This is a genomic window from Reichenbachiella sp. (assembly GCF_033344935.1).
Taxonomy (GTDB): Bacteria; Bacteroidota; Bacteroidia; order Cytophagales; family Cyclobacteriaceae; genus Reichenbachiella.
On record NZ_JAWPMM010000001.1, the window covers coordinates 4,505,210 to 4,528,565 of the forward strand.

Sequence of the window (23,356 nt, forward strand, 5' to 3'; positions counted from 1 at the left end):
GTTGCTAGTTTTTAAAGAATTTTCTAATGGCCTTTCCAGTTGTTGTCTGGATTTGTAGAGTGTAGACTCCAGGGTTCAATAGCGCCGAATTCACACGGCATTCTCCTTCCGAACATTTATACGAAACTGGGCCTATAGACCTACCCATCAGATCTGTGATCTCAATATTTTGAAATTGTGAAGCACTGCGAATAATTAATTCTTCTATCACAGGATTTGGGTATATGCTTAGTGTTTGATTGGGTTCAAAGCCAGTAACTAATAGCTCTTCCACCATTACTGTTATCGAAACTGTAGCTTCACTCCCCAAATCATCAATGGCCACAGCCTTCAACACATAGGTACCCGCTTCCATATCGAACAGATCAGGGTCCAGATCGGATCTTTCTCCCCAAGCATATGGAAAGACAGTCTCTTTGCGCTGTACATCATCATTGAGATAGAGCCGTACTTCTTCGATTTGACCATCGGCATCGCTCGCATTTACAACCACATTAACATCACTACCGATAGTAAAATTTTGACCCGTAGAAGGGGTGTCAAAGGTGATCATAGGAAAATCATTGACTACAAGTGGCTGTTCCTCCGCTGTGATGAGTCCATCATTGTCCGTGGCTTCTAAACGCAAAGTATAATTTCCGCTTGTCAGGTGGTCCAATGCATCCAACGACACCCATCGATACGGTGTAGTGTTCAATTCGCTGATTTCTTCGTCATCCAAAAACAAAGTGACTGCTGCCACTGTCCCATCCTCATCAGAGGCCATAGCCTCCACAGTCAGTGCCATGCCGCTTTGGTGAATATTACCCGAAGTAGGAGAGGTAAATTCCACCTCAGGCGCCTGTCCTACATGAATCAAAATAGAGTCCTTGGTCACGTTGGATTCATTGTCCTGGACTTCAACCTTCAACCAATATTCCCCTCCTTCTAAATCAAAAAGACCAGGATCTTCGGCTTCACTGTTTCCCCACTGATAGGGTGCCGTAGTCAGTTCTCTCTGCTTAGAGTCGTTGATATATAGAATAGCTTTGCTGACTGTGCCGTCCGGATCGCTTGCTTCTATATGCACTGGCACATCAGACGCAATATCATATTGAGCGCCATGGTTTGGCGACTGCCAACTGATGGTTGGTTTGGTCGTGGATACCTCTAATCTCAAATTCAACTGAGCTTCGAATAAAGAGGCTGGCGAAACTCGCTCTCCTTCCATTTGGTCTATACCCACGTCGAATTTGTTTACAGTCCCATTCGGCTGAAACCCGATGAAATTGGGTAACGCATAAGTATTTCCATTTCTATTGACAGCATCCCAAAAATCATATGTTCGGGTCTCGGAAGATTTATGAACAAAATTCCAAAAAGTGAAATCTTTACCATGATGTGGGTAGCTTTCATACGGCCCACCATTTTTGTTCATCACCCCGCCATCCATGTCATCCATGAGCGTGGCATAAGGTTGCCCACTATGACTGTCGATCGACTGGTCTTCGAGCATTTTACATCTGAGGTAAACGGTATTCACTCCTGCATAACCCGTGCCCGGTCCATGATACTGGCCTGCTTGATCGTCGCAATCTTTTACAAGCAGTCCATAGCCTCTTCTTGTCAAAAATGAAGCATGGCCCTTTTTGCCGGAAATGACAATATTTTCAATAGTGACACCTATCGACTCTCGTACATCTACCACTTGGTTCCAGCTGTTAAATTCACAATTTCTCAGCCAGGCATTATGTACGTTTTCAAACTGAATAGCATTCCAAGCATAATCGTGAATGTCGTCTTTGTGATGCACAAAGTCCTCTTCATAATTTTCCCAATTACTTGAAAACAAAATATCTTCAACACCGACTTCTTCTATTACGTTGTAATGCGAGATGGTGTATTTCAAGGATAGTTCTGGCAGAGGCGTTTGAATAGGGTTTTTGAAAGTTAAACGTGTACCATTGATGGCTACGATCTCGTGAAGCTCGTGCAAGCTCATGCCTCCTCCAGAGCCAAACAGGCGAGTCCAATCATCTTCATTCAACTCCAAGCCTTCAAAATGTACTTCAGCAAATTCGTTACTCTTATGAGTAATAAGAATCACTTCTCCAACGGAGAAGCCTGAGGCGTCTTCCACAATCACCGAAAAAGCACCCTTTTCCACAGGCTCTGCGATAAAGGTATGGCCTGCGGCAGGACTTGAAGCAGGCTCAAACAAAAATTGCCAATGTCCATTTTTCACTCTCATTTCGTCCATAAAAATTTCAGTGCCGCCATTGCCCGACCCGGCCCCCTTCAGCACGATGTTACTTCTTGAAATTCTAATATTCTTATTAGCATCATTGTCTGCACTGACTAGAAATTTTCCTGCGGGAAAATAAACCACAGCCGGGCCATTGTGTGATTCCGCCGCATTGATGGCCGCCTGTATGGCATCGTCATCGTGCCCCTCATCATCCGCCACAGCTCCATAATCCGTCACGTTAAACTGCTGCCAATCATCCACTACAGGTATTTCCTCTTCTGAATAATGATAACCCGCATACGAATAATCCAGCAATTCTGGTGTGACACCAATAGATTTATCAGCTTGACAATCCACCCAAATTTGTGGTGTTTGAGCATGGCTCGTTATTCCTATGGCTAGTCCAAAGGCAATGATGAATAGAGTTCTCATAGCTGTTCTTTTGCGTGTGACTTGTCGATATTCAGAAATGTGCCTTTAAAATACTGATTGAGTACCGTCATTTTCAGTGGCCCTGGATTATCATTGGGTTTCACCTCTATAGAAGCTTTACCATTTGCCATCTTAATGACCTCACTTCCAGTAGGCGTACCTTGATTTTTAATCAGGTCACCACCGCCAAGACATTGGAAATAAACGCGCTCTTCATAATCCAAACATCTCAGGCCTCCCTTATCAACGGCTGTCACGGTCACCAGATAGTTGCCGTTTTCCAACCACTCGGACGATAGGACCAGTTCGCTAGGCGAGCCGGCTTGCTCATAGCTATAAGTGATCACTAGGCTGTCTTTCACAATTTCCTGACCGTCCTTCATTCCTACTGCTAGCAGTTCATTCTCTCCAGCTACAAAATCCACATCCCAATTAAGGCCTGCCGCCGGAAACTGCTTAGTGTCCCGAGTTTTCACTCCTAAGCTGTTGCCGTTTTGAAAAAGCTCAACGGTTTCGCTATTGCTATAGACACAGACATTTCTTGCTTCACCTTTTGGCCCTGACCGTTCGGTCCAGGTATGGGATTCTATGTAGGCGAATGGTTCATCTGACCAATAGCTTTTGAACACATAATATGCATCCTTCGGATTGCCGGCACGATCGGCCAGTCCTTTTTGATTCATGTATGGAATGTCATTTTCAGGTCGTAACGGTGTTCCAAAATCTTTGAATGCCCATTGCGCATTGCCTGCAAACTGCTCGTGATTTTCGGTAATGGACAGGTACCAATCAAATAAATCCACAATGTAGTTTTCACTCCAATCGCCACTTTTGGCCACGCTTTTCACTTCCACCTGATTCACTTCTTCTTCAAACTTGGAAGGATCTACAAATCCTTTTCCCGTGATTGGAGTTTCTGTATGACGACCTACATGACTTGACCCACCATACTCCATGTGTAAAAATCTAGGGTATTTGGCGATCGATTGATCGATCACGGCCTCATAATTTTCATAAGTGCCAGAATACCAACCAGACCAAATAGAAGGGCTGAATACATCTACGATATCTGCTCCTTCATAGTATTTTCTAATGGCCGTCTGGCGACTTGGGTCTAGTTTATGAGCCAAGTCGTTCAATTCTTTGAGGTAGCTATTGATCTCATTTGTATGGTCACCGTCTTCAAAATCTGGCAACCAATAGATCTCGTTACCGAGTGACCATAGAATCACACTCGGATGGTTGTAGTTTTGCTGGATGATTTCGGCGAGCATCTGACTTGTGTTCGTTTTCCATTGATCATTGCCTACACCCCCTCTACACCAAGGTAACTCGTCCCACACTAAGATGCCCAACTCATCACATGCCCTGTAGATTTCTGGGTCTTGCGGATAATGTGCCAACCGTACGAAATTGGCTCCCATGCCTTTGATCAACTCCATATCAGTACGATGCATTTCGTTAGTCATGGCAGGGCCTACACCAGCATGCTCCTCGTGTCTGTGCGTACCTCTTATGATCAATCGCTCGCCGTTCAAATAGAATGGGCCGTTTTCTTGAAATTCAAACCAGCGCATACCGAATCGATCGCTGACCTGATCCTTGAGTTTTTTACCGTTGAATAGCTCTGCCTTTACCTCGTATAAATGGGGCGTATCCACATGCCAGAGTTGTGGATCATTGGTTTTGAATTTGACGGATGTCTTAGCCTCTGCCTTTACAGTCTGCTGCGCTACAACCTGACCATCAGGATCTACCAACAAAACTTTTACTTCTTGATTTTTCGACAACGGTCCATCAAGCGTTAATTCTACCAAAGTAGTTGCTGACTGTGCGCTTACTTTATCCGTTGTGATTTTTATATCTGACAAAAATGTCTGGCTAACTGATTTCAACCATACATCTCTAGTGATCCCACCATAGATAAAAAAGTCAGATTTCTGAGAGGGGATTACTTCTCTGTCGTAGCCATTGTCTACTTTGACTAGTATTTCGTTTTCACCTTTTTGTAAGAACGAAGAAATTTCAATTTCAAATCCAATATAGCCGCCTACATGATCGCCAGCCAATTGACCATTGACAAAAATTGAAGATTTTATGTTTACTCCTTCGAAGTAAAGAAAGTACCTTTTGTCGTTGTCTAAAACATCCATGCTCAACGATTTTTTGTACCAGCTGATGCTTCTACGATATCCAGGTATCACATCCACGGCGTCTTCACCATTCCAGCTGTGTGGAAGCGAAATCGGCGTCCAACCATCTTTATTCTTTACTTCACTCACGTGCTCAACGGGCAGCTCCAAATATGACCAATTGTCATTGATGTTTTCCACTACTCTTTGCTGAGCTACTCCACCATTCACTAACCACATCATACCTGCAGCTATCCCTAAAATCTTTCTAATCATCTCAAGTATTATCTTTAGTTTCTTACCAACTCCTTCGCTCTAAATGTTGCCTCTAGAAAATAATAGTCGGCATAGCTCAGCGGAGCATCTATTTCATCATTTTTTGGCCAATTGCCTGTGCTGCGCCCCAATAGGAAAGGAGAAGTATTGGCAGGCTTCAAAACATACGCATCCGAAGAAAGTGTCTCGATCAGATCCAAAGCATATGCCTTATACTTCTCGTCATTGGTAAAACCATATAACTCCAATGCCGCGGATGCGCATACCGCAGCAGCCGATGCATCGCGTGGGGCATTTGGGATGCTAGGGTCTTTCATATCCCAGTAGGGGATGTTGTCTTCCGGCATGTTATTCTGACTGTTGATAAATTCCCAAATATTGATGGCCTGATTGAGATAGGCCTCATCCTTCGTATACCTGTAAGCCATGGTAAATCCATACAATCCCCAAGCTTGCCCTCTAGACCAAACCGAATTTACGTCGAAACCTTGGTGTGTCAATTGGTTCTGAACCTGACCTGTGACCAGATTATAATCGATCACATGGTAAGAACTAAAATCTGTTCTATAGTGATTGATCATCGTATTCGCCGCATGCGAATCTGCTATTTTGTAGAACGAACTATCGCCAGTCAATTGAGTCACTTCGAATAGCAATTCCAGGTTCATCATGTTGTCGATAATTACCGGGTAGTCCCATCTGTCAGTACCAAAGTCCCAAGATTTGATACAGCCAACAGTAGGATCAAATCGAGTACTCAAAGTTTTAGCCGCCTGAATCAATACATCTTTATATGCCGGCTTTCCTGTTAGTTCGTATGCTTGGCCAATGCTGCAATACACCTTGAAACCCATGTCGTGAGTTTTGTCATTCCATTGCTCTTTGGCTATGTAGGGATTCCAAAGCTCGGCACGATCCAAGAATTTCTGATCACTCGAAATTTGATACAAATACATCAAACTGCCTGGGAAAAATCCACTACACCAATCTTTGGACGGGACACCTCGTACCGATCCATCAGTTTCTATACTTCTAGGAAATTGAGTAGAGTCGACCGCATAACTAAGCAGGTAAGGAATCCGGGCGCTTACACCCGGATTCAAACCTTTAATGCTATCTACAGCTTCATTTTCAATCTTCTCATGTTGCTGATTGCTCACATCGGAGCAACTCACAAGTAGAAAAATACTCGTGATAACTATAAAATATCTCATAACAACTAGTAGCCGGTGTTTTGGTTTAAGTTGTCATTTAGATCTACGTCTTGCTGATATTTAGGGAAGTAGTAATCTTTTGATGAGCTGAAATTTTGAGGATCCAACCCAGAAGCACCAAATGCTGCATCACCCAGATTTCTTCGTTTGATGTCGAACCATCTCCCAAACTCAAAAGCCAATTCTAATCTTCTTTCTTCAAGCACTAAGTCTCTGAAGGCGTCTTGCCCTAACCCAGTAGCTACATCTGCAGGAAATGTTCTGTCATTGCTGGCATCTGTATCGAGTTCTCTTCGAGCTCTCCTTCGTACTTCGTTTACATAACCTTCAGATTCAGCGGATGGTCCGCCATTAACTTCATTGAGTGCTTCTGCAGCGATCAAAAGGATCTCAGCATATCTCATGATGATATAATCTACATCTGAATCACGACCATTCGACCCTGCTTCTAAACCGGTCTTACCCAGGGCTCTGAAGTATTTGGCAATATGCGGACGTGCTACATTTCTAGAAATAGTTCCCCAATTCGTATATGGCACTTCTACTCCTCCATTAATTAATACGGTATCGAAACTCACTGATCTACGATAATCTTGCTCATTCCAAGTATCGAATACAGCCAATGAAGGAACAGCCACACTCCAACCTTCTCCTGTAGCAAATCTTTCGTCCCCTCTAGGACCAGTAACCGACGGAATGTAGTCTATTGCTGCATTCGTTCCTCCAAGCTCAGAAGGGTTCCCCCCAGCGTCGGCTCCAATAAAATCAATCTCAAAAAGCACCTCATTAGAGGCAGCCCCAAGTGATGGATCAAACAAATCGGCAAACTCTCCTTCTAGTGCATAACCGAAAGCACCACTATTATCGATCACATATTTCGCCTCATTGTAAGCCTCCTGAAAATTGCCTCTTGTTAAATGGACGGAAGCTAAGAAACCTGCTGCTGTACCCTTGCCCGGCCTAGATCTCATGGCTGGTACGTCTGGCAACCATAACTTTGCGAATTCTAAATCTTCGATAATACCAGCATATACTTCATCTTCTGAAGACTCCGGCCACGCATAGGCATCCTCAGGATTTGGTATAGTAGAATCCACATAAGGAATTTCTCCAAATAAACGAACAAAGTTGTAGTGTATAAACGCTCTTAAAAAACGAGCCTCTGCCACTACTGGGTTAATATCAGCCTCGTCAGCTTCCACATTTTCTGCTCCTTGAATGGCAACATTCAGAGCAGCTAATGTTTCATAACCTTTTGGCCAAAATTCGCTTACCATGCCATTGTTGGCACTCATGTTCATTTGATCTACTTCTATCCTCCTACCGGCTGTAGTCTGATCTCCGATAGAGGCCATGTCACTTCTCAAAAGAAGTGATAAGGATAATTTTCTACCCCAAAAGTTTTCATGGCCGATCAAAGAATAACCACCATTCACACTAAGCGACACATCTTCCGGCGTGTTGAAAAGACCCTCTGGCGAAAGCAGACCTACTGGATCCTCGTCAAGATCTTGGCAAGCAAAATTGAAAATCATGCATGACGCAATGATTGTCGATATGATATATGAATTTTTCATTTTGTTTCTCTTTAAAGTCTTTAATTATAGTCCCAGGTTGATTCCGAATGTGAAAGTTTTGACGTTAGGATAACTTGCGTAATCCACACCAACGTTTCTATTGCCATCCGAACCGCTACCAGAGTTGCCATATCCTACCTCTGGGTCCAATCCAGGGTAATCTGTAATTGTCAATAGGTTCTGCGCACTCGCATATACTCTCAATGACCTTAGGTTCAATCTCTCCAATATTGGCTTAGGGAAGTTGTAACCCAACGCGATGTTTTTCAATCGAATAAAGCTCGCGTCGTATATAAACCGTGAAGACATTCTATACAATCTAGTCGAAGATGCTGCTGGCACGTCGGTGTTAGGGTTGCTAGCTGTCCATCTGTCTAGCGCCGCCGTAGAAGCATTACTTTTTCCTGACAAGGTCTCCAATTCCATTTGAGTGAAGCTTACCATTTCATTGCCATGCACACCATGCAAGAAGATATTTAAATCAAAATTTTTGTAGCTCAATGTATTGTTGAAAGACCAAGTGAAATCAGGATGAGGACTACCAATGATTCTTCTATCGTCTGCCGTCAATTCACCATCAGCAACACCGTCAGGGCCTGAAATGTCAGCAAATTTTTCTCCTCCTGCCGCTTGTTCAAAACCACTTCCTGGCACGAAAGCATCCCCATTCTGGTAAATTCCATCATATACATAGCCATAAAAAACTCCTACAGGTTGTCCTTCTGCTAGTAGTTGTGTGTCGTCAGGCAAAAGCATATGGCCTGGCGAATTTCCATACAGCTCAGTAGAATCAGGCAATTCCAATACTTCATTTTTATTTGAAGAAATAATGAAATCAGACTCCCATTTCAAATCTCCAACCAAGTTCTTCGTGCTTAGCATCAGCTCCACACCTTTATTGCTTACTCTACCTATATTTTGCAACTGTGTAGCGACACCACCATACTTAGGAAGTTCTCTTTCAAAAAGTAAATCTGCGGTCTCCTTGCTATAGTAATCGGCAGAAATGTTTACTCTACCATTGATCAGTCCTACATCCAAACCAATGTCAAATTGGGTAGTGGTTTCCCAGGTAAGGTCAGGATTAGCTAACCTTCCTACTCTTAATGCATTTTGTCCAGGATTGATCGAATAAGTAGGGCTCAATTCGGCCAACGATTGATAAGGGTCGATAGCCTGATTGCCAGTAAGACCATAACTAGCTCTTATTTTCAATTGATTCAGAAAGTCTACGTCGCTCATGAATGATTCTCCTTTCACATCCCAAGCCACGGCACCTGAAGGGAAAAATGCCCACTTGTTGTTTTCAGCGAAGTTTGACGCCCCATCATATCTGGCCGTGAAGGTTAGTACATACCTATCTAAGAATGAATAATTGGCTCTTGAGTAGTATGACTTCAAGATGTTTTCTCTAAGTTCAGAAGTTGGGGTATTGGGAGAACCTCCCTGAGCTAATGCCCAAAATCTACCTGAGTCCGTGATGAAATTTTGAGAAGACATAGTAGCACTTTCTCTGACTTCTTTTTGAAAAGAGTAGCCATTGACCCAAGTAATTCGGTGTGATCCAATCTCCTTGTTGATCGTGAAATAGTTTTCATTCAAAAGCGATGACTGCTTTCTCGATTCGATAGAAGCCAATCCATTCGTGTTATTTCCTTTGATCAACGTAGTTGGCCAATACTCACCTTCTCTCCAGTCGGTTACGCCAACACCCAAAGTAGTTTTAAACTTCAACCATTCAGTCAATTTGAAATCCAGGAAAGTATTGGCTTGAAATCTATCAGTAATTCTTTCCCGGTCGTAATCACTACCCATAGCTACAGGATTGTCTATTTCATCACCTACTTGAGAAGTAGTATAGTTTCCATCTGCATCGTAAATTCCCAGGTCAGGGTTAAATCTCAAAGCTGAACCAATGATCCCTGCATTTCCAGTTCCTCCAGTGCTTTCCTGTGTCCTTACTCCTATGTTCTCACTTCTTCTACCGTACACACTCAACCCTACGTCTAACCAGTTTGACGCATTGATTTGCACATTACTATTCAGGGAATATCTTTTGTATTCTGATCCAATCAGGATGCCTTGCTGATCGAAGTAAGTACCCGAAATGTAAAACTTTACATTATCAGCCCCACCACTTAGAGATAGTTGATTGTTAGAGATAAATCCACTTCTATAGATCTCATCCTGCCAATCTGTATCCCTTCCTAAATAGGTATAGTCTCCAAACTCAGACATATAGTTGGCAAAATCTTGCCCGCCTAACACATCCAGTCTATTGGTTGTCTCTTGCACTGAGTAAGAGCTATTGAAATCAATTTTCACTTTACCACTCTGGCCTTTTTTGGTTGTGATCATGATTACACCATTAGCACCTCTCGAACCATAGATGGCTGTTGCAGATGCATCTTTTAATATTTCTACTGAAGCAATGTCTTCTGCAGGAGGCATTTCTGCACCCACAAAACCGTCCACTACTCTTAGCGGATCACTACTTGCATTAATAGAGGTACCGCCTCTGATTTTGATATTGAAATCGGCTCCTGGCTGTCCCCCATTATTAGATTGGATCTGCACACCTGCTGCCCGGCCTTGTAAACCTTGTACCGCTGACAATACAGGATAAGCCATCAATTCCTCAGATTTTACTGAAGAGACAGAGCCTGACAGGTCACTTTTTCTCACAGTACCATATCCTACTACTACGACCTCTTCCAATGAAACTGCATCCAAGGGCATACTAACATCTATGGTAGTTCGACTGCCAATTTCGATGCGCTGAGAAACGAATCCTAAAAAGGATATTACTAAGACTTCATCGCTCGCAGCCTCTATAGAATAGTTACCATCTATATCGGTAACTACTCCTCTTGATGTGCCTTCTATCAAAATAGAAGCACCAGGTATGGATTCTCCATCCTCCGCTGATGTCACAACACCAGTAACTACGTTCGTCTGTGCTTCTGCCAGCAAACTGGAAAAGCAAAGCAAGGCAACAGCCACGTACTTTATTTGATGTAATAATTTTTTCATAGTTTTTGTTTTTGTTTTTAACTGAAATAGATGATTGTGAGGGCCATGCCGATGATCAGCAAACTCAAGACCCACTCTTTCCAATGTTTTTTCATATGCATAGAAATTACAGGACAATCTTATCTAGATATCAGTAATCAAAAATCCAAAACAGGGTGTACAATCGTACAAAAAAGCCCTATTCAATCAAAATTCAAGCGATTAGGCGAATTTGGTTGCAAATTCTTTAGGAGAGATCGAGTAGTATTTATTAAAGCACTTCGAAAAGTATTTCGGGTTTTTAAACCCCACCTTGTAGCAAACTTGAGAGATGCTGCATTTGCCCAACTCTAGTAACTGGGCTGCTCTCTTCATTCGCATAGAGAGAATGAATTCATTGGGAGTCATATCGGTCCACGCCTTTATTTTAGTAAACAGCATGGTACGGCTAACGCCCAGTTCTTTGGCGAACAAGTTGACATCAAAAAACTGATTGTCAATATTATCATCCACGACTTGTATCGCTTTCTCCAGCAGCTCCTCATCGATCGACGATATCGTAATCTCACTTGGAGCAATCTGCTTCTCTTCTTTGAATTTGCTTTTCAAATTAGAAACAAATTTAACCAGATTTTTCACCTTGAGTTCCAGTTCGCGTACATTGAAAGGCTTGTTTAGATAATCATCGGCGCCGGATTCCAATCCCTCATACTTAAAAATCAATGAAGTACGGGCGGTCAACAGGATGAAAGGGATGTGGCTCGTTTTTAGATTGGTTTTGATTTGGGAGCAAAACTCAATGCCATCCATGTTGGGCATCATCACATCGCTGATAATGAGATCTGGCACTTCTTTTTGTGCTACGTTCAATCCCTTTAAGCCATCAGCAGCTTCTAACACGTTGTACTCAGCCGCCAGCAAACTGACAATGAAATTTCTGACTTGCTCATTGTCTTCTACGACCAAAACCGTGCTGGCCTCTGGCTTTTTACTCAAGACCTCCGGATTGATGACTATCGGGCTTTTGCCGATTATATTGTCTTTTAACGTGTAGTTTTCTAATTGCTCACTATCACGAAAATCACTCAACATTTGATCTTCGGATAAATGAGCTGCTCCCTTTTTTAAACGAACATTGAAGGAACTGCCTGCTCCAAGCTGACTTTGCACATCAATCGTGCCAGCGTGCAAGTCGACGATACTTTTGGCCAAAGCCAAACCAATACCAGTGCCCGAACTCACTTCTTTTTGGTGACCTTCGCTTTTTATCTGATAGAATCGGTCAAATATTTTGAGTTTATGCTCTTCTGAAATGCCTTGACCCGTGTCTGACACGGCTATTTGAACTTGATCTTCGGTTTGAGATAGCTTGATTGATATAGTTCCTTTTTCCGGAGTGTATTTAAAGGCATTGGATATAAGGTTATAGAGTACTCGCTCTAGCTTGTCTCGATCAAAATAAACTCTTATTTCTTCAGCAACGGACTCGAATTGGTAGTCGTAATTCCCATTTTTCGCAAAGATTTTGAAGGACAAGAATATTTCATAAACGAATTTGACTAGGTTACCTTCTGCGGCTTTCAATTCATCCTGATTATTTTCGATCTTTCTAAAATCCATGAGCTGGTTGATCAACTTCAGCAATTGATTGGCACTCTGCTGCATGGTTTTCAGTTTTTTGTATAGCACCGAACTCCCTTTAAACTCTTCCATGATTTGATCCAAAGGGCCTAAGATGAGAGTAAGTGGCGTCCTGAACTCATGAGAAATGTTAGTGAAAAATTGAAGTTTCATGTTGTTCAATTCTTCCTGCTGCAAATTAGCCTTATGCTCCAGATCCAACTTATATTCTAGTTGCGTCTTGGTTTTGATCATTCGATAGAGAACAAATAATGCAGTAGCAATTATCAATGCATAGAGAACAAATGCCCATGCAGATCGCCAGGGAGCCGGATGCACTCTGATAGCCAGTTGGGTCAATTGATCGCTTTGATACCCATCGTTGTTTACTCCTTTGATTTCGAAGACATAATGGCCAGATTTCTGAATAATGTAAGAAGCCTCAGCTGTCGACGTAGTATTCCAATCCTCTTCCAATCCTTTCAATCGATAGACATATTCGTTTTTCCTAGGATTGATAAAACTGGGAAATGAAAAGCCTAAAGTGAAATTTGCTTGATCATAGGCCAGCTCGATATGCGAGGTGCTACTGATCGACTGAGAAAGAATTTCGGTAGGATCATTTGGCACAATGGTCCTATTGTTCACTCTGAGTTCGGTAATCCATACTTGAGGTGCATAGGTGTTTTCGGCCAATCGCCCAGGGAAAAACCAGCTTACACCATCGGGGCCTCCGAAGTATAATGCCCCATTGGCACTCTTGAGTGATGAATTGCTATTAAACTCATTGGAGACCAAACCATCAGATTCTTCAAACAGTTTTTTTGTTTCAGATAGTGGATCGTAATTAATAATGCCATTATTGGAGCTGATCCATAGTTGGCCCGTGGCATCTTCTTCTATGGCATGAATGGTATTACTCGTCTGTTGATATTCAGAAAATAAATCGATAGCTACGAATGTATCGGCTTTGAGTACATGAAGACCGGTTTCTTTCGAACCCACCCAAATTGTTTCATCACTTCCTTCAAAAATAACTCGGATGTCCTCTCCCGATTCGCTTTTCTGGTCATAAAAATGTCTCTTGAATCGAAAAGTTTGGTTTGCAATTTCATCTACGCCTAAGAAGGATAGCCCTTTTTGTGTCCCTACCCATAGGTTGCCCTTTTCATCTTTTGTCAAAGAACGAACCTGGTCGTCGGACAGTGTACTCTGATCCTGAGTATTGGATCTCAGATATGCGATACTATCGGAATTCGGATAATAGAGGTTGATACCTCCTCCAAACGTCCCAATAATCCAAAGATCTTTTCGATATTCAATAATATCATAAACACTGTTGTTACTCAAGCCAGAATCAGTGTCGAGGATGTTAGTGACTTCATTGGTTTTAGTATTAAAGGCATTTATCCCGGCATTGAATGTGCATATCCATAATTCGTGAGGGTCTGTGCTTTTACGCAAAGCTTTGATATTGTCACTGGTTAAGCCGTGACTGGATTTTGAGATAGAGCGGAAGTGTTTGGATGTCATATTTTGGATGCTGAGCCCTTTGCCTTCGGTTCCAAAGTAAATGTTTCGTTCGTCCTCCACGATTGAGCTCACCACATTGTACGTCAGACCAAGGCCGCCCACTTGTTGTTTGATATTGTTGAAATTGAAATTGGCGGCATTCCACATATTCAATCCGCCGTAATAGGTACCAACCCATACCGATCCGTTCGCACTACAAAAGATACTTTTGATCTTGTTTTCTGAAAGCGAGTTTTTCGCCAGCGGTACATGCACACTGCTATCGATATGGCCTTGCCCATCCATTCTGTTCAGACCATCGTAGGTGCCAATCCACAAGCGATTGGTCTGATCCACCGCCAGGGCTCTTATGTTGTTGTTGATTAAGCCATTTTCTGATCCATCTGCTAAGTATTGCTTCATCACTGTTCCGGTCGCGTCTAGCTTATACAGTCCAGAAAATTTTGAACCTACCCATAATGTTTCATCGCCGACGGCCACTATGGATTGAATGAATAGGCCTGTGCGCAAATCCGAGGACGTGGAGAGAGGCACTTCTTCAAATTCATATTGGTCTTTTCCTCGTACCAACTTGTTTAGACCTCCTTCTGTTCCAATCCAGGTTTGCGCATTGTGATCTGTGTACACAAAACGGATAGCACTGTGCGACAAGGCTTTCGAATTTCCGTCTTCCGCAAAATAGTGTGCTACCTGCCCGGATGTAGGATTCAACACATTCAACCCATCGGAAGTACCAATGAGCACTTCTTGGGAAGAAACGATATCGATGCTCCAAATGGTATTGTTAGAAATGCTATTAGAGTCAGCGGCATTTTCTACGTAGCGCGTAAATTTTTCTGTCTTCTGGTCGTAATAATTCAAGCCACTGTAGGTGCCAATCCATAAGTTGCCTTTTTCATCTACTTTTAGATCTAGAATATCATTATTACTCAGACTGTTGGGGTCGTTAGCCTTATTTCTATAGATCGTGATTTGGCCAGCATCGTACTTATTCAAGCCATCTCGGGTACCAATCCATAGCATTCCCTGATGATCCTGTGCCATGGCAATCACAGAGCTTTGAGAAAGACCGTCGGCGGTAGTGAGGTGCTTAAAGTCTAGAGAAACATGCTGAGCAAATACTTGAAATGAAAAGGCAAAGAGTAGACTGAATACACGTATGTATTTCGGAAAAAAAGTATCTATTTTCCACAACGCTATCAACCTCTCCTTTTTAATAATTTTTAACTGCCCTGACTTCTATTTATCCACCAGACAAGGTGGCCATAAATATAATCATTCAATAGCAACTGTCAGAGGGGTGGCCAATTGTGCTGCGAAGCGAGTCAAATACGCTTCCCACTCTTTTGGACCCTTAAACTGACCACTTTTTTGCCAATAAAACCCCGTATAGTATATCGACATTCCATCTTTTACTGACAATCGCGCATACACATGACTCAGGTCTTTAACTTCAGTTTCTACCAGCTCACTTCCAATATAATAGCCCGGTGCCGCAACTATGGCTGTGGCCAAGTAACTATCTCCGTGTGGCTGATAATAACTCACCCATCCGCCTAGAGAATCGACAGTTGCCTCTCCGTCATTTTCATGCAAAGTAAGGCCTGCATACAAAGTATCCGCACCATGTACAGAAACTTCGAAACGGCTCAACTGATTGCCAAGGTCAAGACTCACCTGATTGGTGTTATGCACTGTGTCAGACCCTCCGATTGACCAAGGCGCATAGTCCAATTCGAAGGCCGTTCGTAAACTGCCATTGGTCAAAGTTTTGTAATGTGTGAAATTCTTTGAAGTGTAAAACTCTTCGCCACGTTTCACGGCTATACCGCCACACCCGCGACTAATCCCAACGTGAAAGTTGTCCAATCCTTCACCAGTATCCTCATGGTAGGCATTGGAATTAGTTTCATAGTTCTTATACCACCTGTTAATGATTGGATATTCTACTTTTTTCAACCAGCAATCAATGCCACTGGTAAGCGTTCCACCCAGAACACCTTCTTCCTTCATTTGCTGAGCAGTAGGGCCAAAAGTACGGAACGCGACTTTGTCATTTTCCCAAGCATAGTCGTCAGTTCGCTCCGGTACAAATCTCGAAAAGCAGCTGTTTTGACTCTCCGGGTTTTGTTCTCCCTCGATCAACTTTTTCACTGAATACCTCACCGTTCCGGTTGCTGGCACTGCGGGCTGAAAAATGATCTCATCGGCCTGACCATCCTGGTTTTGATCGATGTATTGAACGATCTGTAGATTTCCATTTTCATCTTCAATTCCAAAGTCTTCCACGGATTGCCCTTCTTCCAATTTCAGCAATTCGCTGGGTACTTTTACCACTTCTGTACTTCGCGCATGTCCTAACGTATTCGTCACCGTGAAACTATTATTCTGTGTTTCAGATTGGCAGGAAGCCAATGCAAGAAGGATGCTCAATAATGAAATTCGTATCATAAAAAGAATGGTATTAGAAAAGTGAAAAAAATGGCTCGTAAATCAATCACGAGCCCATACATTAATCTTCGTTGGCAGGTTTACCAATCGTGGCCAATATGCCGCCATCTACATAGATCACTTGACCATTGACAAAATCACTAGCCTTAGATCCTAGAAATATAGCTGCGCCTTCCAAATCAGATGGGTCGCCCCATTTGCCGGCAGGGGTTCTACCAACAATAAAATCATTGAATGGATGACCATCTACTCTTATGGGTGCCGTTTGGCTGGTAGCAAAATAGCCAGGACCAATGCCATTCGTTTGAATGTTGTGCTTGGCCCATTCGGTAGCCATATTTCGGGTAAGCATTTTCAATCCACCCTTGGCTGCTGCGTACGCACCTACTGTGTTTCGACCAAGCTCGCTCATCATAGAGCAGATATTGATGATCTTACCAGATTTTCTAGCGATCATGCCTTTTACTACCGACTTCGAAACGATAAAAGGACTTACAAGATCCACTTTGATCACCTGCTCGAATTCTGCCACTTCCATATCTTCTAAAGGTACTCTTTTGATGATTCCGGCATTGTTTACCAATATATCTATTGGTCCTACTTCTGTTTCTATTTTAGTAATATTGGCCTTTACATCGGCCTCATTCGTTACATCAAACTTGTACCCCTTGGCTTCGATACCAGCGACCGCATATTCTTTCAAAGCGTTGTCGATCTTCACTTGCGAAGAATTGCCATTGATCACCACGGTAGCACCTGCTTTTCCCAGACCCATAGCCATGGCCATGCCCAGTCCGTGAGTAGCACCCGTTACCAGCGCCACTTTACCTTTGAGATTGAATAATTCTAATGACATGTTTATTGTTATCTTAGTTCTTGAATTGGACAAACATCCATATCTCCATAATCCAGGTTTTCACCGGCCATACCCCAAATGAATGTATAATTGGATGTACCAGCTCCAGAATGAATTGACCATGGTGGAGAAATTACCGCCTGCTCGTTTTGCATCCAGATATGTCTCGTCTCATCAGTTTGTCCCATAAAATGACATACTGACTGCTCTTCCGGAACTTCTATATAGAAATAAACCTCCATTCTTCTGTCATGCACATGAGATGGTAAAGTATTCCACACACTCCCAGTCTTCAGTTCTGTCATGCCCATTTGAAGCTGGCAAGTTTCGACCACACTCGACACAATCATTTGATTCACCACACGGTGGTTGGCTGTTTCCAATGATCCAAGCTCAATTTTATTGGCTTGCTCCTTCGTAATTTTTTTGGTCGTAAAGGCTTGATGTGCCGGTGCAGAATTCAAATAGAATTTGGCCGGATTGCTGGCATCTTTACTAGAAAATACAACGGATTTGCTGTCCTTCGCCACATAAAGTGCGTCTTTGTAAGTCAGCTCATAGTTCACGCCATCTACCATCACCGTGCCATCACCACCTACATTGATCACGCCCAATTCGCGTCTGTCTAAAAAGTTTTCTGCTTTCAGCGGATCTATAGCTTCTAATTTTATGTCACCTTTTACCGGTACTGCCGATCCGGTAATATATCTGTCATAATGAGAGTAAACCAATACCAGCTCGTCCGACTTCATCAGATCCTCTACTAAAAATTCCTTTCTCAATGCAGCAGTATCATACTGCTTTACTGCCTCTGGCGAAGAAGCATATCTTACTTCATATTTTACACTCATATTAAATATTCTTTGATCTCAGACAAAAATAAACAAAAAATACAATCGATTGTATTTTGATTGTGAAAAAGTAAATAAATTGCGGTGATGAAGAAGAAAATCACCATTCATGACCTGGCTCGCATTCTCAATAAAGACAGTTCTACGATTTCCAGAGCACTAGCCAATAGCCCCAGGGTCAAGAAAAAAACTCGTGATTTAATACAAGCCAAAGCCAAAGAGTTGGGCTACTTTAGAAATACTTTGGCTTCTAATCTGCGGAGTCAAAAAAGTCTCACTATAGGTGTCATTGTACCGCATATATCTCGTTATTTTTTCTCAACGGCTATAGCCGGCATCGAAGAAATAGCCTTCGAAAACAACTATCGGGTTATTATTGGCCAGTCGATGGATCAACTAGAAAAAGAAAGGCAACTTGTGGAAACTTTACTTTCCAGTCAGGTAGATGGTATCCTCATGTCTATCTCTATGGAGACCAATGCCTACGACCATTTAGAAAGAGTAGCCGAACAAAAAACGCCAATTGTCTTCTTCGATAGAAAATGTGAAGCTATACCAGCCAACAATATCCTGATCGACGATCATGCCCGAGCATTTGATGCCACCGAACACCTCATACTTAGCGGGAGAACACGAATTGCGCATTTTTCTGGCTTAGAAAATGTAAGTATTTATGAAGATCGGCAGAAGGGGTATAAGGAAGCGCTGCGCAAGCATAACATTGCGGAAGATCCAGATTTGATTTTCAAAAGTTCGCTCAAATCGAATGACGGTAAACAATTGGCCGATCAAATTCTGAATCTAAGGAAAAAGCCTGATGCCATTTTTTGCGCCAATGATATTGCCGCAATAGCCTGTATGCAAGTGCTACAAGAAGCAGGCATTCGTATCCCTCAGGATATTGCTATTGTTGGTTTTAGTAATGAACCACTCGGCGAATACACTACTCCTTCGTTGTCTTCAATAAATCAAAATCCCCTTGAAATGGGAAAAACGGCAGTCCAAACACTACTTAATCAAATAGAAGGCCCTCAAGCCGAGCATCAAACTAAATATATAGATTCAGAATTGATTATTAGAAATTCTTCAGGCAGGCAATAATGGTATGTTGTTTAATTCAGACCAAAGAGTACAACACGCTGCATATGTTTTTCTGATCATATCAAACAACAAGGAGTTAGGCAAAACATGAGTAGAAAAGGCAATTGCTGGGACAATGCTGTTGCTGAAAACTTCTTCAAAACACTCAGCTTAGAAATGTGATCAGCGGTGGCTTGTCTGCACCAACATTCGCTAGTGACAGAGTATATATTGGGTCAGGCAATTACCTTAGTCTATATTGTCTTGATCAAATCACAGGAAAACCTTATTAGATTTATAAGATGGGCTCGCGAATCGAAGAGTCAACCCTCTGTATTACAGGGATAAACTGTAGGCCCTTTCAGGAGATAGATATTTGCATGCTGTGGAGTGACCAAAGAAATTGATAAATAGAAGGAAACTCAATAAGCTTCCTTCTATTTATCAAAAGTTAACCTTTAGCTATAAATAGCCACCTCAGCATTTCCTTCCTGATTGATCGAGCCACGGTACATGCCTTCGGAATTGAAAACCAGGCTCACATTGCCCAGACCATCAACACCGATAATTCCACCTTCACCTCCAAGTTTGATTTGCTTTTCGTTGATGACGATTTGTGCGGCTTCTTCCAGGGATAAGCCTTTGTATTCCATCAAACAGGATATATCATGGGCGACCACGCCTCTAAGAAAAAACTCACCGTAACCAGTACAAGAAATGGCACAAGTCGTATCATTAGCATATACGCCAGCGCCGATCACTGAGCTATCGCCTAGCCTTCCATATTTCTTGTTGACCAAGCCTCCAGTGGAAGTGGCCGCTGCCAAATGACCAGCTTGATCTACTGCCACTGCGCCTACAGTGCCAAATTTTTTATCTACACTGTGATCCAACTTCATCTTTTCTGAGCCTTGAGCGGCTTTCCACTGCTCAAAACGAAAATCAGAATAAAAATATGAATTGGGAACTTGCTCAAAACCATGCTCCTCAGCGTATTCATCGGCGCCTTTTCCCGTCAGATACACATATTCCGAATTCATGATTTTGCGGGAAACAGCGATAGGATTTTTAATAGAGGCGGCACCGCCGACAGCGCCTGCCTTGAGCGTCTCTCCGCACATAATGGAGGCCTCCAGTTCATGATTTCCATCTGAGTTAAACACAGAACCTTTGCCTGCATTAAACAAATCACTATCTTCTAAGATGATGACCGCACGCTCCACGGCATCGAGGCTGGACCCTCCTTCATTTAAAATTTTATGCCCTTCCTTTAAAGAAAGCTCTAGTACAGCTCTGTAAGCTATTTCTTTCTCTTCTGACATGTTGGCTCTTGTAATCGTACCTGCCCCTCCATGTATGGCTAATGCAAATTTCTTGTTCATGTATCTTTATTCTATTCTGAACTGTGCCAGATCTTGTTGTTTCAAATTTTTAGTTACCGGGTGGATGGCTCCACCCGGTAAGGTTGTATCAATTGGAAGTTTTCAACCTTCCTCTATCTACATAATAATATTGTGAGCTTTCTCCTGATCCCGGACTCCATGAGGCTAGATTGAAATATCTATTTCCTTGTGAGTTACCTTGAATCAAATGTGCCCTGATCGCTTGTCTGTTTCTGTACCAATCAAGTGACTTCCGGTTTTGACAGCGTTCCGGCCCCTGACCATTTTGATTTAGGAAAAAAGCGGTACCATCTCCAAAAACATACCCTCTGCCATTTTCGTCAATACAAACAGCGGTAGCTTCATCCACACCAATGCCTTTGGCATTCATGCCCCAGTCCTTATTCATTCTGGCCATGAAGGTGATGTGTCTACCCCTACGATCCGGATTGTCATAATGCGTATCGGTAATGACACTCTCCAAATAAGGCACATCCAGAAAGTTGCCTTCCTGCAAGGACATGTAGGAGTTGTAAGGATTTCTAAGGGCTTCATTTGAATAAACTGTCCCATTGGCAGCATCGAAATAAGCCTCTCCCTGAATGGCGCATCCTGCGCTTGTACCTCCAACCGGGACTTCTTTGGTATTGATCAAATAATTGAGTGCGCTCTCCACTTTGGTATCCTTCCAAAAAGAGACATAATCATACTGATCACCTCCGGCGATAAACACAGCTTCTGCGTTTCGGATGGCTGTTTCTACCCCGCTATTATTGGCCAATGACCTGGAATCAATCAGCAGGGTTTCAACTGAATTGACATTACCCAAACCATAGATGTAATCATTGTAGCCATCGCCACCCGAAGCACGCAACACCACAAAATCACCTCCACCTGATCGATCGATCATCCATTCTATTGCTTCATCTACATCTGCTCCTCCACCCATCAACACTGTTCCCGGTTCTGTCTGCCTGGATACATCACCTGCATCACCGACTAGTCCAATCGAGGCCGCTGTGTTTCCATTCACTGCTCCCTTTTGATTGGTAATGGCAGGCACTGAAGAAGATATATCTTCTTGCTCTGCACATGACATGCTTAGGCTTATCATTAGCCCAAATACTATACTCGTTATTTTATTAGTGTTCATTGTTACTTTGTTTTAGTTAAACATTTCCAACTGACCTAATTGATGGAAGAACGAGCACTTCCTAGTTGTTGAAAATAGGCTGCAGGTTGCGCAGGGCAACACTTTTGCCTTGTAGATGTTTGTTCATATTTATATTTGTTTAGTTTCAAATTGAATTCTTTTAGTCACCAGTTGAAATATAGGACTGGTGGTATGAGCAGGGTCATGGCTAGCAAAAAGTAGATTACCATGAGTGGCCAGATCCATTTCAGCCATTTTTGATAAGATATATTAGCTAGTGTAAGCACCCCCATGGTTATTCCGCTGGTAGGGATTATCATATTGGATAGTCCGTCGCCCAATTGAAAAGCCAATACCGCAGACTGTCTGGATATCCCAATGATGTCACTCAAGGGGGCCATGATCGGCATGGTAAGGGCAGCCTGACCTGAGCCTGAAGGCAGGAAAAAATTCAAACAGGTCTGCACATAAAACATCAGCTGAATCGAGACTGCTTTAGGGAAGCCATCTACTGCCACTGATGCACCGTACAACATCGAATCTATTATTCTTCCTTCGGATGCTATGATGATGATGCCTTTGGCCATGGCGATGACCAAACAAACTTTCACCATTTCTGAGGCACCAGACACGAAGGCATCCAACGTTTTTTGTAGTTGCAATCTGGCCAACAAAGCGGATACAATTCCTAAAACCAGAAACAATCCTGAAATTTCATTGATGTACCAACCCCAAACGTTGACACCTACAATAAGCAAACACAATCCGCCTAAAAACAGACCAACTATTAGTTTTTGTCTTAGGGTAAACTCAATGCTATTTTCTTTATCTGATTCCCGATAGGGTGAACTCAAATCCTCTTGATAATTTGGGCTTGAAGCCGGATTGGCATTCAACCTTTTGGCGTATCGCATCAAAAACAAAGCAGTACCTACCGTAAATAGCAACCAAACTACGACTCGATATTCCCATCCGCTAAAAGGAGTAAGCCCTGCAATACCCTGAGCAATTCCAACCGTAAAGGGATTTAAAAAGGCACCGGCAAAGCCTGCTCCTGCTCCCAGAAACGGAATACCAACCCCAAGAAAAGAGTCATAACCCAGCCCATAGGCCATCGGAAGCGTGATCATGATAAACACCAGTACCTCTTCGCTCATGCCAAAAGTGGCTCCGGCCAGAGAAAACAAAAAAGTAAGTACCGGAATCACCCAGACAGGGTTTTTGCCGTTGGCATCCGTCTTCACCACGCTTTTCAGACCATTGGCAATAGCCCCAGTGGCGTTGATGATACCGAAAGCACCTGCCACAAAGAAGATAAACACAATCACTTGCGCAGAATCAATGAAGCCCTGTATCGGTGCTAAGATCAAATCAAATACCGATGATGGATTTGCAGCCGTCCAATGAAAGGAACCGGGCACAACGATCTCACGACCATCGACCAAGTCCCTATCAAATGCTCCTGCCGGTAACACCCAGGTCAATCCGCAAAATAGGATGAGGATGACGGATAAAAGGATGAGTGTATCTGGTAGTTTTACTTTCATTAATTTGGATTAA

13 protein-coding genes are annotated in these 23,356 nt (G+C 42.7%); 1 reads left to right on the forward strand and 12 read right to left on the reverse strand.

Annotated elements, in window-relative coordinates; all coding sequences use genetic code 11:
* Positions 1-4: 4 nt before the first annotated feature.
* From R8N23_RS19270 to kduI, 9 genes are all read right to left on the reverse strand, one after another.
* The gene (locus R8N23_RS19270) at positions 5-2,659 is read right to left on the reverse strand and encodes a DUF4955 domain-containing protein (RefSeq protein WP_318173240.1); all 2,655 of its coding nucleotides are present in this window, start codon (positions 2,657-2,659) and stop codon (positions 5-7) included.
* Positions 2,656-5,067, reverse strand: coding sequence for a glycoside hydrolase family 2 TIM barrel-domain containing protein (locus R8N23_RS19275; protein WP_318173241.1), 2,412 nt, complete (start codon positions 5,065-5,067; stop codon positions 2,656-2,658). The genes R8N23_RS19270 and R8N23_RS19275 overlap by 4 nt, the downstream gene beginning before the upstream one ends.
* Positions 5,068-5,081: 14 nt before the next feature.
* On the reverse strand, positions 5,082-6,281 hold the full coding sequence (locus R8N23_RS19280) for a glycoside hydrolase family 88 protein (protein WP_318173242.1): 1,200 nt from the start codon (positions 6,279-6,281) through the stop codon (positions 5,082-5,084).
* 5 nt (positions 6,282-6,286) lie between these two features.
* Positions 6,287-7,858 carry a RagB/SusD family nutrient uptake outer membrane protein gene (locus R8N23_RS19285; protein ID WP_318173243.1) on the reverse strand — a complete coding sequence of 524 codons (1,572 nt, stop codon included), beginning with the start codon at positions 7,856-7,858 and terminating at the stop codon, positions 6,287-6,289.
* Positions 7,859-7,882: 24 nt separating this feature from the next.
* Positions 7,883-10,891 carry a TonB-dependent receptor gene (locus R8N23_RS19290; protein WP_318173244.1) on the reverse strand — a complete coding sequence of 1,003 codons (3,009 nt, stop codon included), beginning with the start codon at positions 10,889-10,891 and terminating at the stop codon, positions 7,883-7,885.
* Positions 10,892-11,092: 201 nt separating this feature from the next.
* Complete coding sequence (locus R8N23_RS19295; protein WP_318173245.1) at positions 11,093-15,226, reverse strand: two-component regulator propeller domain-containing protein; 4,134 nt, start codon at positions 15,224-15,226, stop codon at positions 11,093-11,095.
* A 72-nt stretch (positions 15,227-15,298) separates the two neighbouring features.
* Positions 15,299-16,474, reverse strand: a complete 1,176-nt coding sequence (locus R8N23_RS19300) for a DUF4861 family protein (RefSeq protein WP_318173246.1) — start codon at positions 16,472-16,474, stop codon at positions 15,299-15,301.
* A gap of 61 nt (positions 16,475-16,535) precedes the next feature.
* Entirely contained in the window at positions 16,536-17,330 is a 795-nt protein-coding gene (locus R8N23_RS19305; protein ID WP_318173247.1) for a gluconate 5-dehydrogenase, read from the reverse strand.
* Between the two features lie 8 nt (positions 17,331-17,338).
* Positions 17,339-18,181 carry a 5-dehydro-4-deoxy-D-glucuronate isomerase gene (kduI, locus tag R8N23_RS19310; RefSeq protein WP_318173248.1) on the reverse strand — a complete coding sequence of 281 codons (843 nt, stop codon included), beginning with the start codon at positions 18,179-18,181 and terminating at the stop codon, positions 17,339-17,341.
* A gap of 87 nt (positions 18,182-18,268) precedes the next feature.
* On the opposite strand from kduI, the gene R8N23_RS19315 reads away from it, so the two are divergent.
* Complete coding sequence (locus tag R8N23_RS19315; RefSeq protein WP_318173249.1) at positions 18,269-19,282, forward strand: LacI family DNA-binding transcriptional regulator; 1,014 nt, start codon at positions 18,269-18,271, stop codon at positions 19,280-19,282.
* A gap of 437 nt (positions 19,283-19,719) precedes the next feature.
* Here the strand turns inward: R8N23_RS19315 and R8N23_RS19320 are convergent, their stop codons facing one another.
* The 3 genes from R8N23_RS19320 to R8N23_RS19330 all read right to left on the reverse strand — a co-directional run bounded on the left by R8N23_RS19320 (position 19,720) and on the right by R8N23_RS19330 (position 23,343).
* Positions 19,720-20,643, reverse strand: a complete 924-nt coding sequence (locus tag R8N23_RS19320) for an isoaspartyl peptidase/L-asparaginase (RefSeq protein ID WP_318173250.1) — start codon at positions 20,641-20,643, stop codon at positions 19,720-19,722.
* 88 nt (positions 20,644-20,731) lie between these two features.
* Positions 20,732-21,796, reverse strand: coding sequence for a cyanophycinase (locus R8N23_RS19325; protein ID WP_318173251.1), 1,065 nt, complete (start codon positions 21,794-21,796; stop codon positions 20,732-20,734).
* Between the two features lie 164 nt (positions 21,797-21,960).
* Positions 21,961-23,343, reverse strand: a complete 1,383-nt coding sequence (locus tag R8N23_RS19330) for a YfcC family protein (RefSeq protein ID WP_318173252.1) — start codon at positions 23,341-23,343, stop codon at positions 21,961-21,963.
* Positions 23,344-23,356: the final 13 nt, after the last annotated feature.

Excerpts from the sequence above, each read along its gene's own strand:
- R8N23_RS19285 (WP_318173243.1), bottom strand. The coding sequence starts at position 7,858 with ATGAAAAATTCATATATCATATCGACAATCATTGCGTCATGCATGATT.
- R8N23_RS19275 (WP_318173241.1), bottom strand. The coding sequence starts at position 5,067 with ATGATTAGAAAGATTTTAGGGATAGCTGCAGGTATGATGTGGTTAGTG.
- R8N23_RS19300 (WP_318173246.1), bottom strand. The coding sequence starts at position 16,474 with ATGATACGAATTTCATTATTGAGCATCCTTCTTGCATTGGCTTCCTGC.
- R8N23_RS19325 (WP_318173251.1), bottom strand. The coding sequence starts at position 21,796 with ATGAACACTAATAAAATAACGAGTATAGTATTTGGGCTAATGATAAGC.
- R8N23_RS19270 (WP_318173240.1), bottom strand. The coding sequence starts at position 2,659 with ATGAGAACTCTATTCATCATTGCCTTTGGACTAGCCATAGGAATAACG.
- R8N23_RS19330 (WP_318173252.1), bottom strand. The coding sequence starts at position 23,343 with ATGAAAGTAAAACTACCAGATACACTCATCCTTTTATCCGTCATCCTC.
- R8N23_RS19280 (WP_318173242.1), bottom strand. The coding sequence starts at position 6,281 with ATGAGATATTTTATAGTTATCACGAGTATTTTTCTACTTGTGAGTTGC.
- R8N23_RS19305 (WP_318173247.1), bottom strand. The coding sequence starts at position 17,330 with ATGTCATTAGAATTATTCAATCTCAAAGGTAAAGTGGCGCTGGTAACG.
- R8N23_RS19290 (WP_318173244.1), bottom strand. The coding sequence starts at position 10,891 with ATGAAAAAATTATTACATCAAATAAAGTACGTGGCTGTTGCCTTGCTT.
- R8N23_RS19320 (WP_318173250.1), bottom strand. The coding sequence starts at position 20,643 with ATGAACAAGAAATTTGCATTAGCCATACATGGAGGGGCAGGTACGATT.
- kduI (WP_318173248.1), bottom strand. The coding sequence starts at position 18,181 with ATGAGTGTAAAATATGAAGTAAGATATGCTTCTTCGCCAGAGGCAGTA.
- R8N23_RS19315 (WP_318173249.1), top strand. The coding sequence starts at position 18,269 with ATGAAGAAGAAAATCACCATTCATGACCTGGCTCGCATTCTCAATAAA.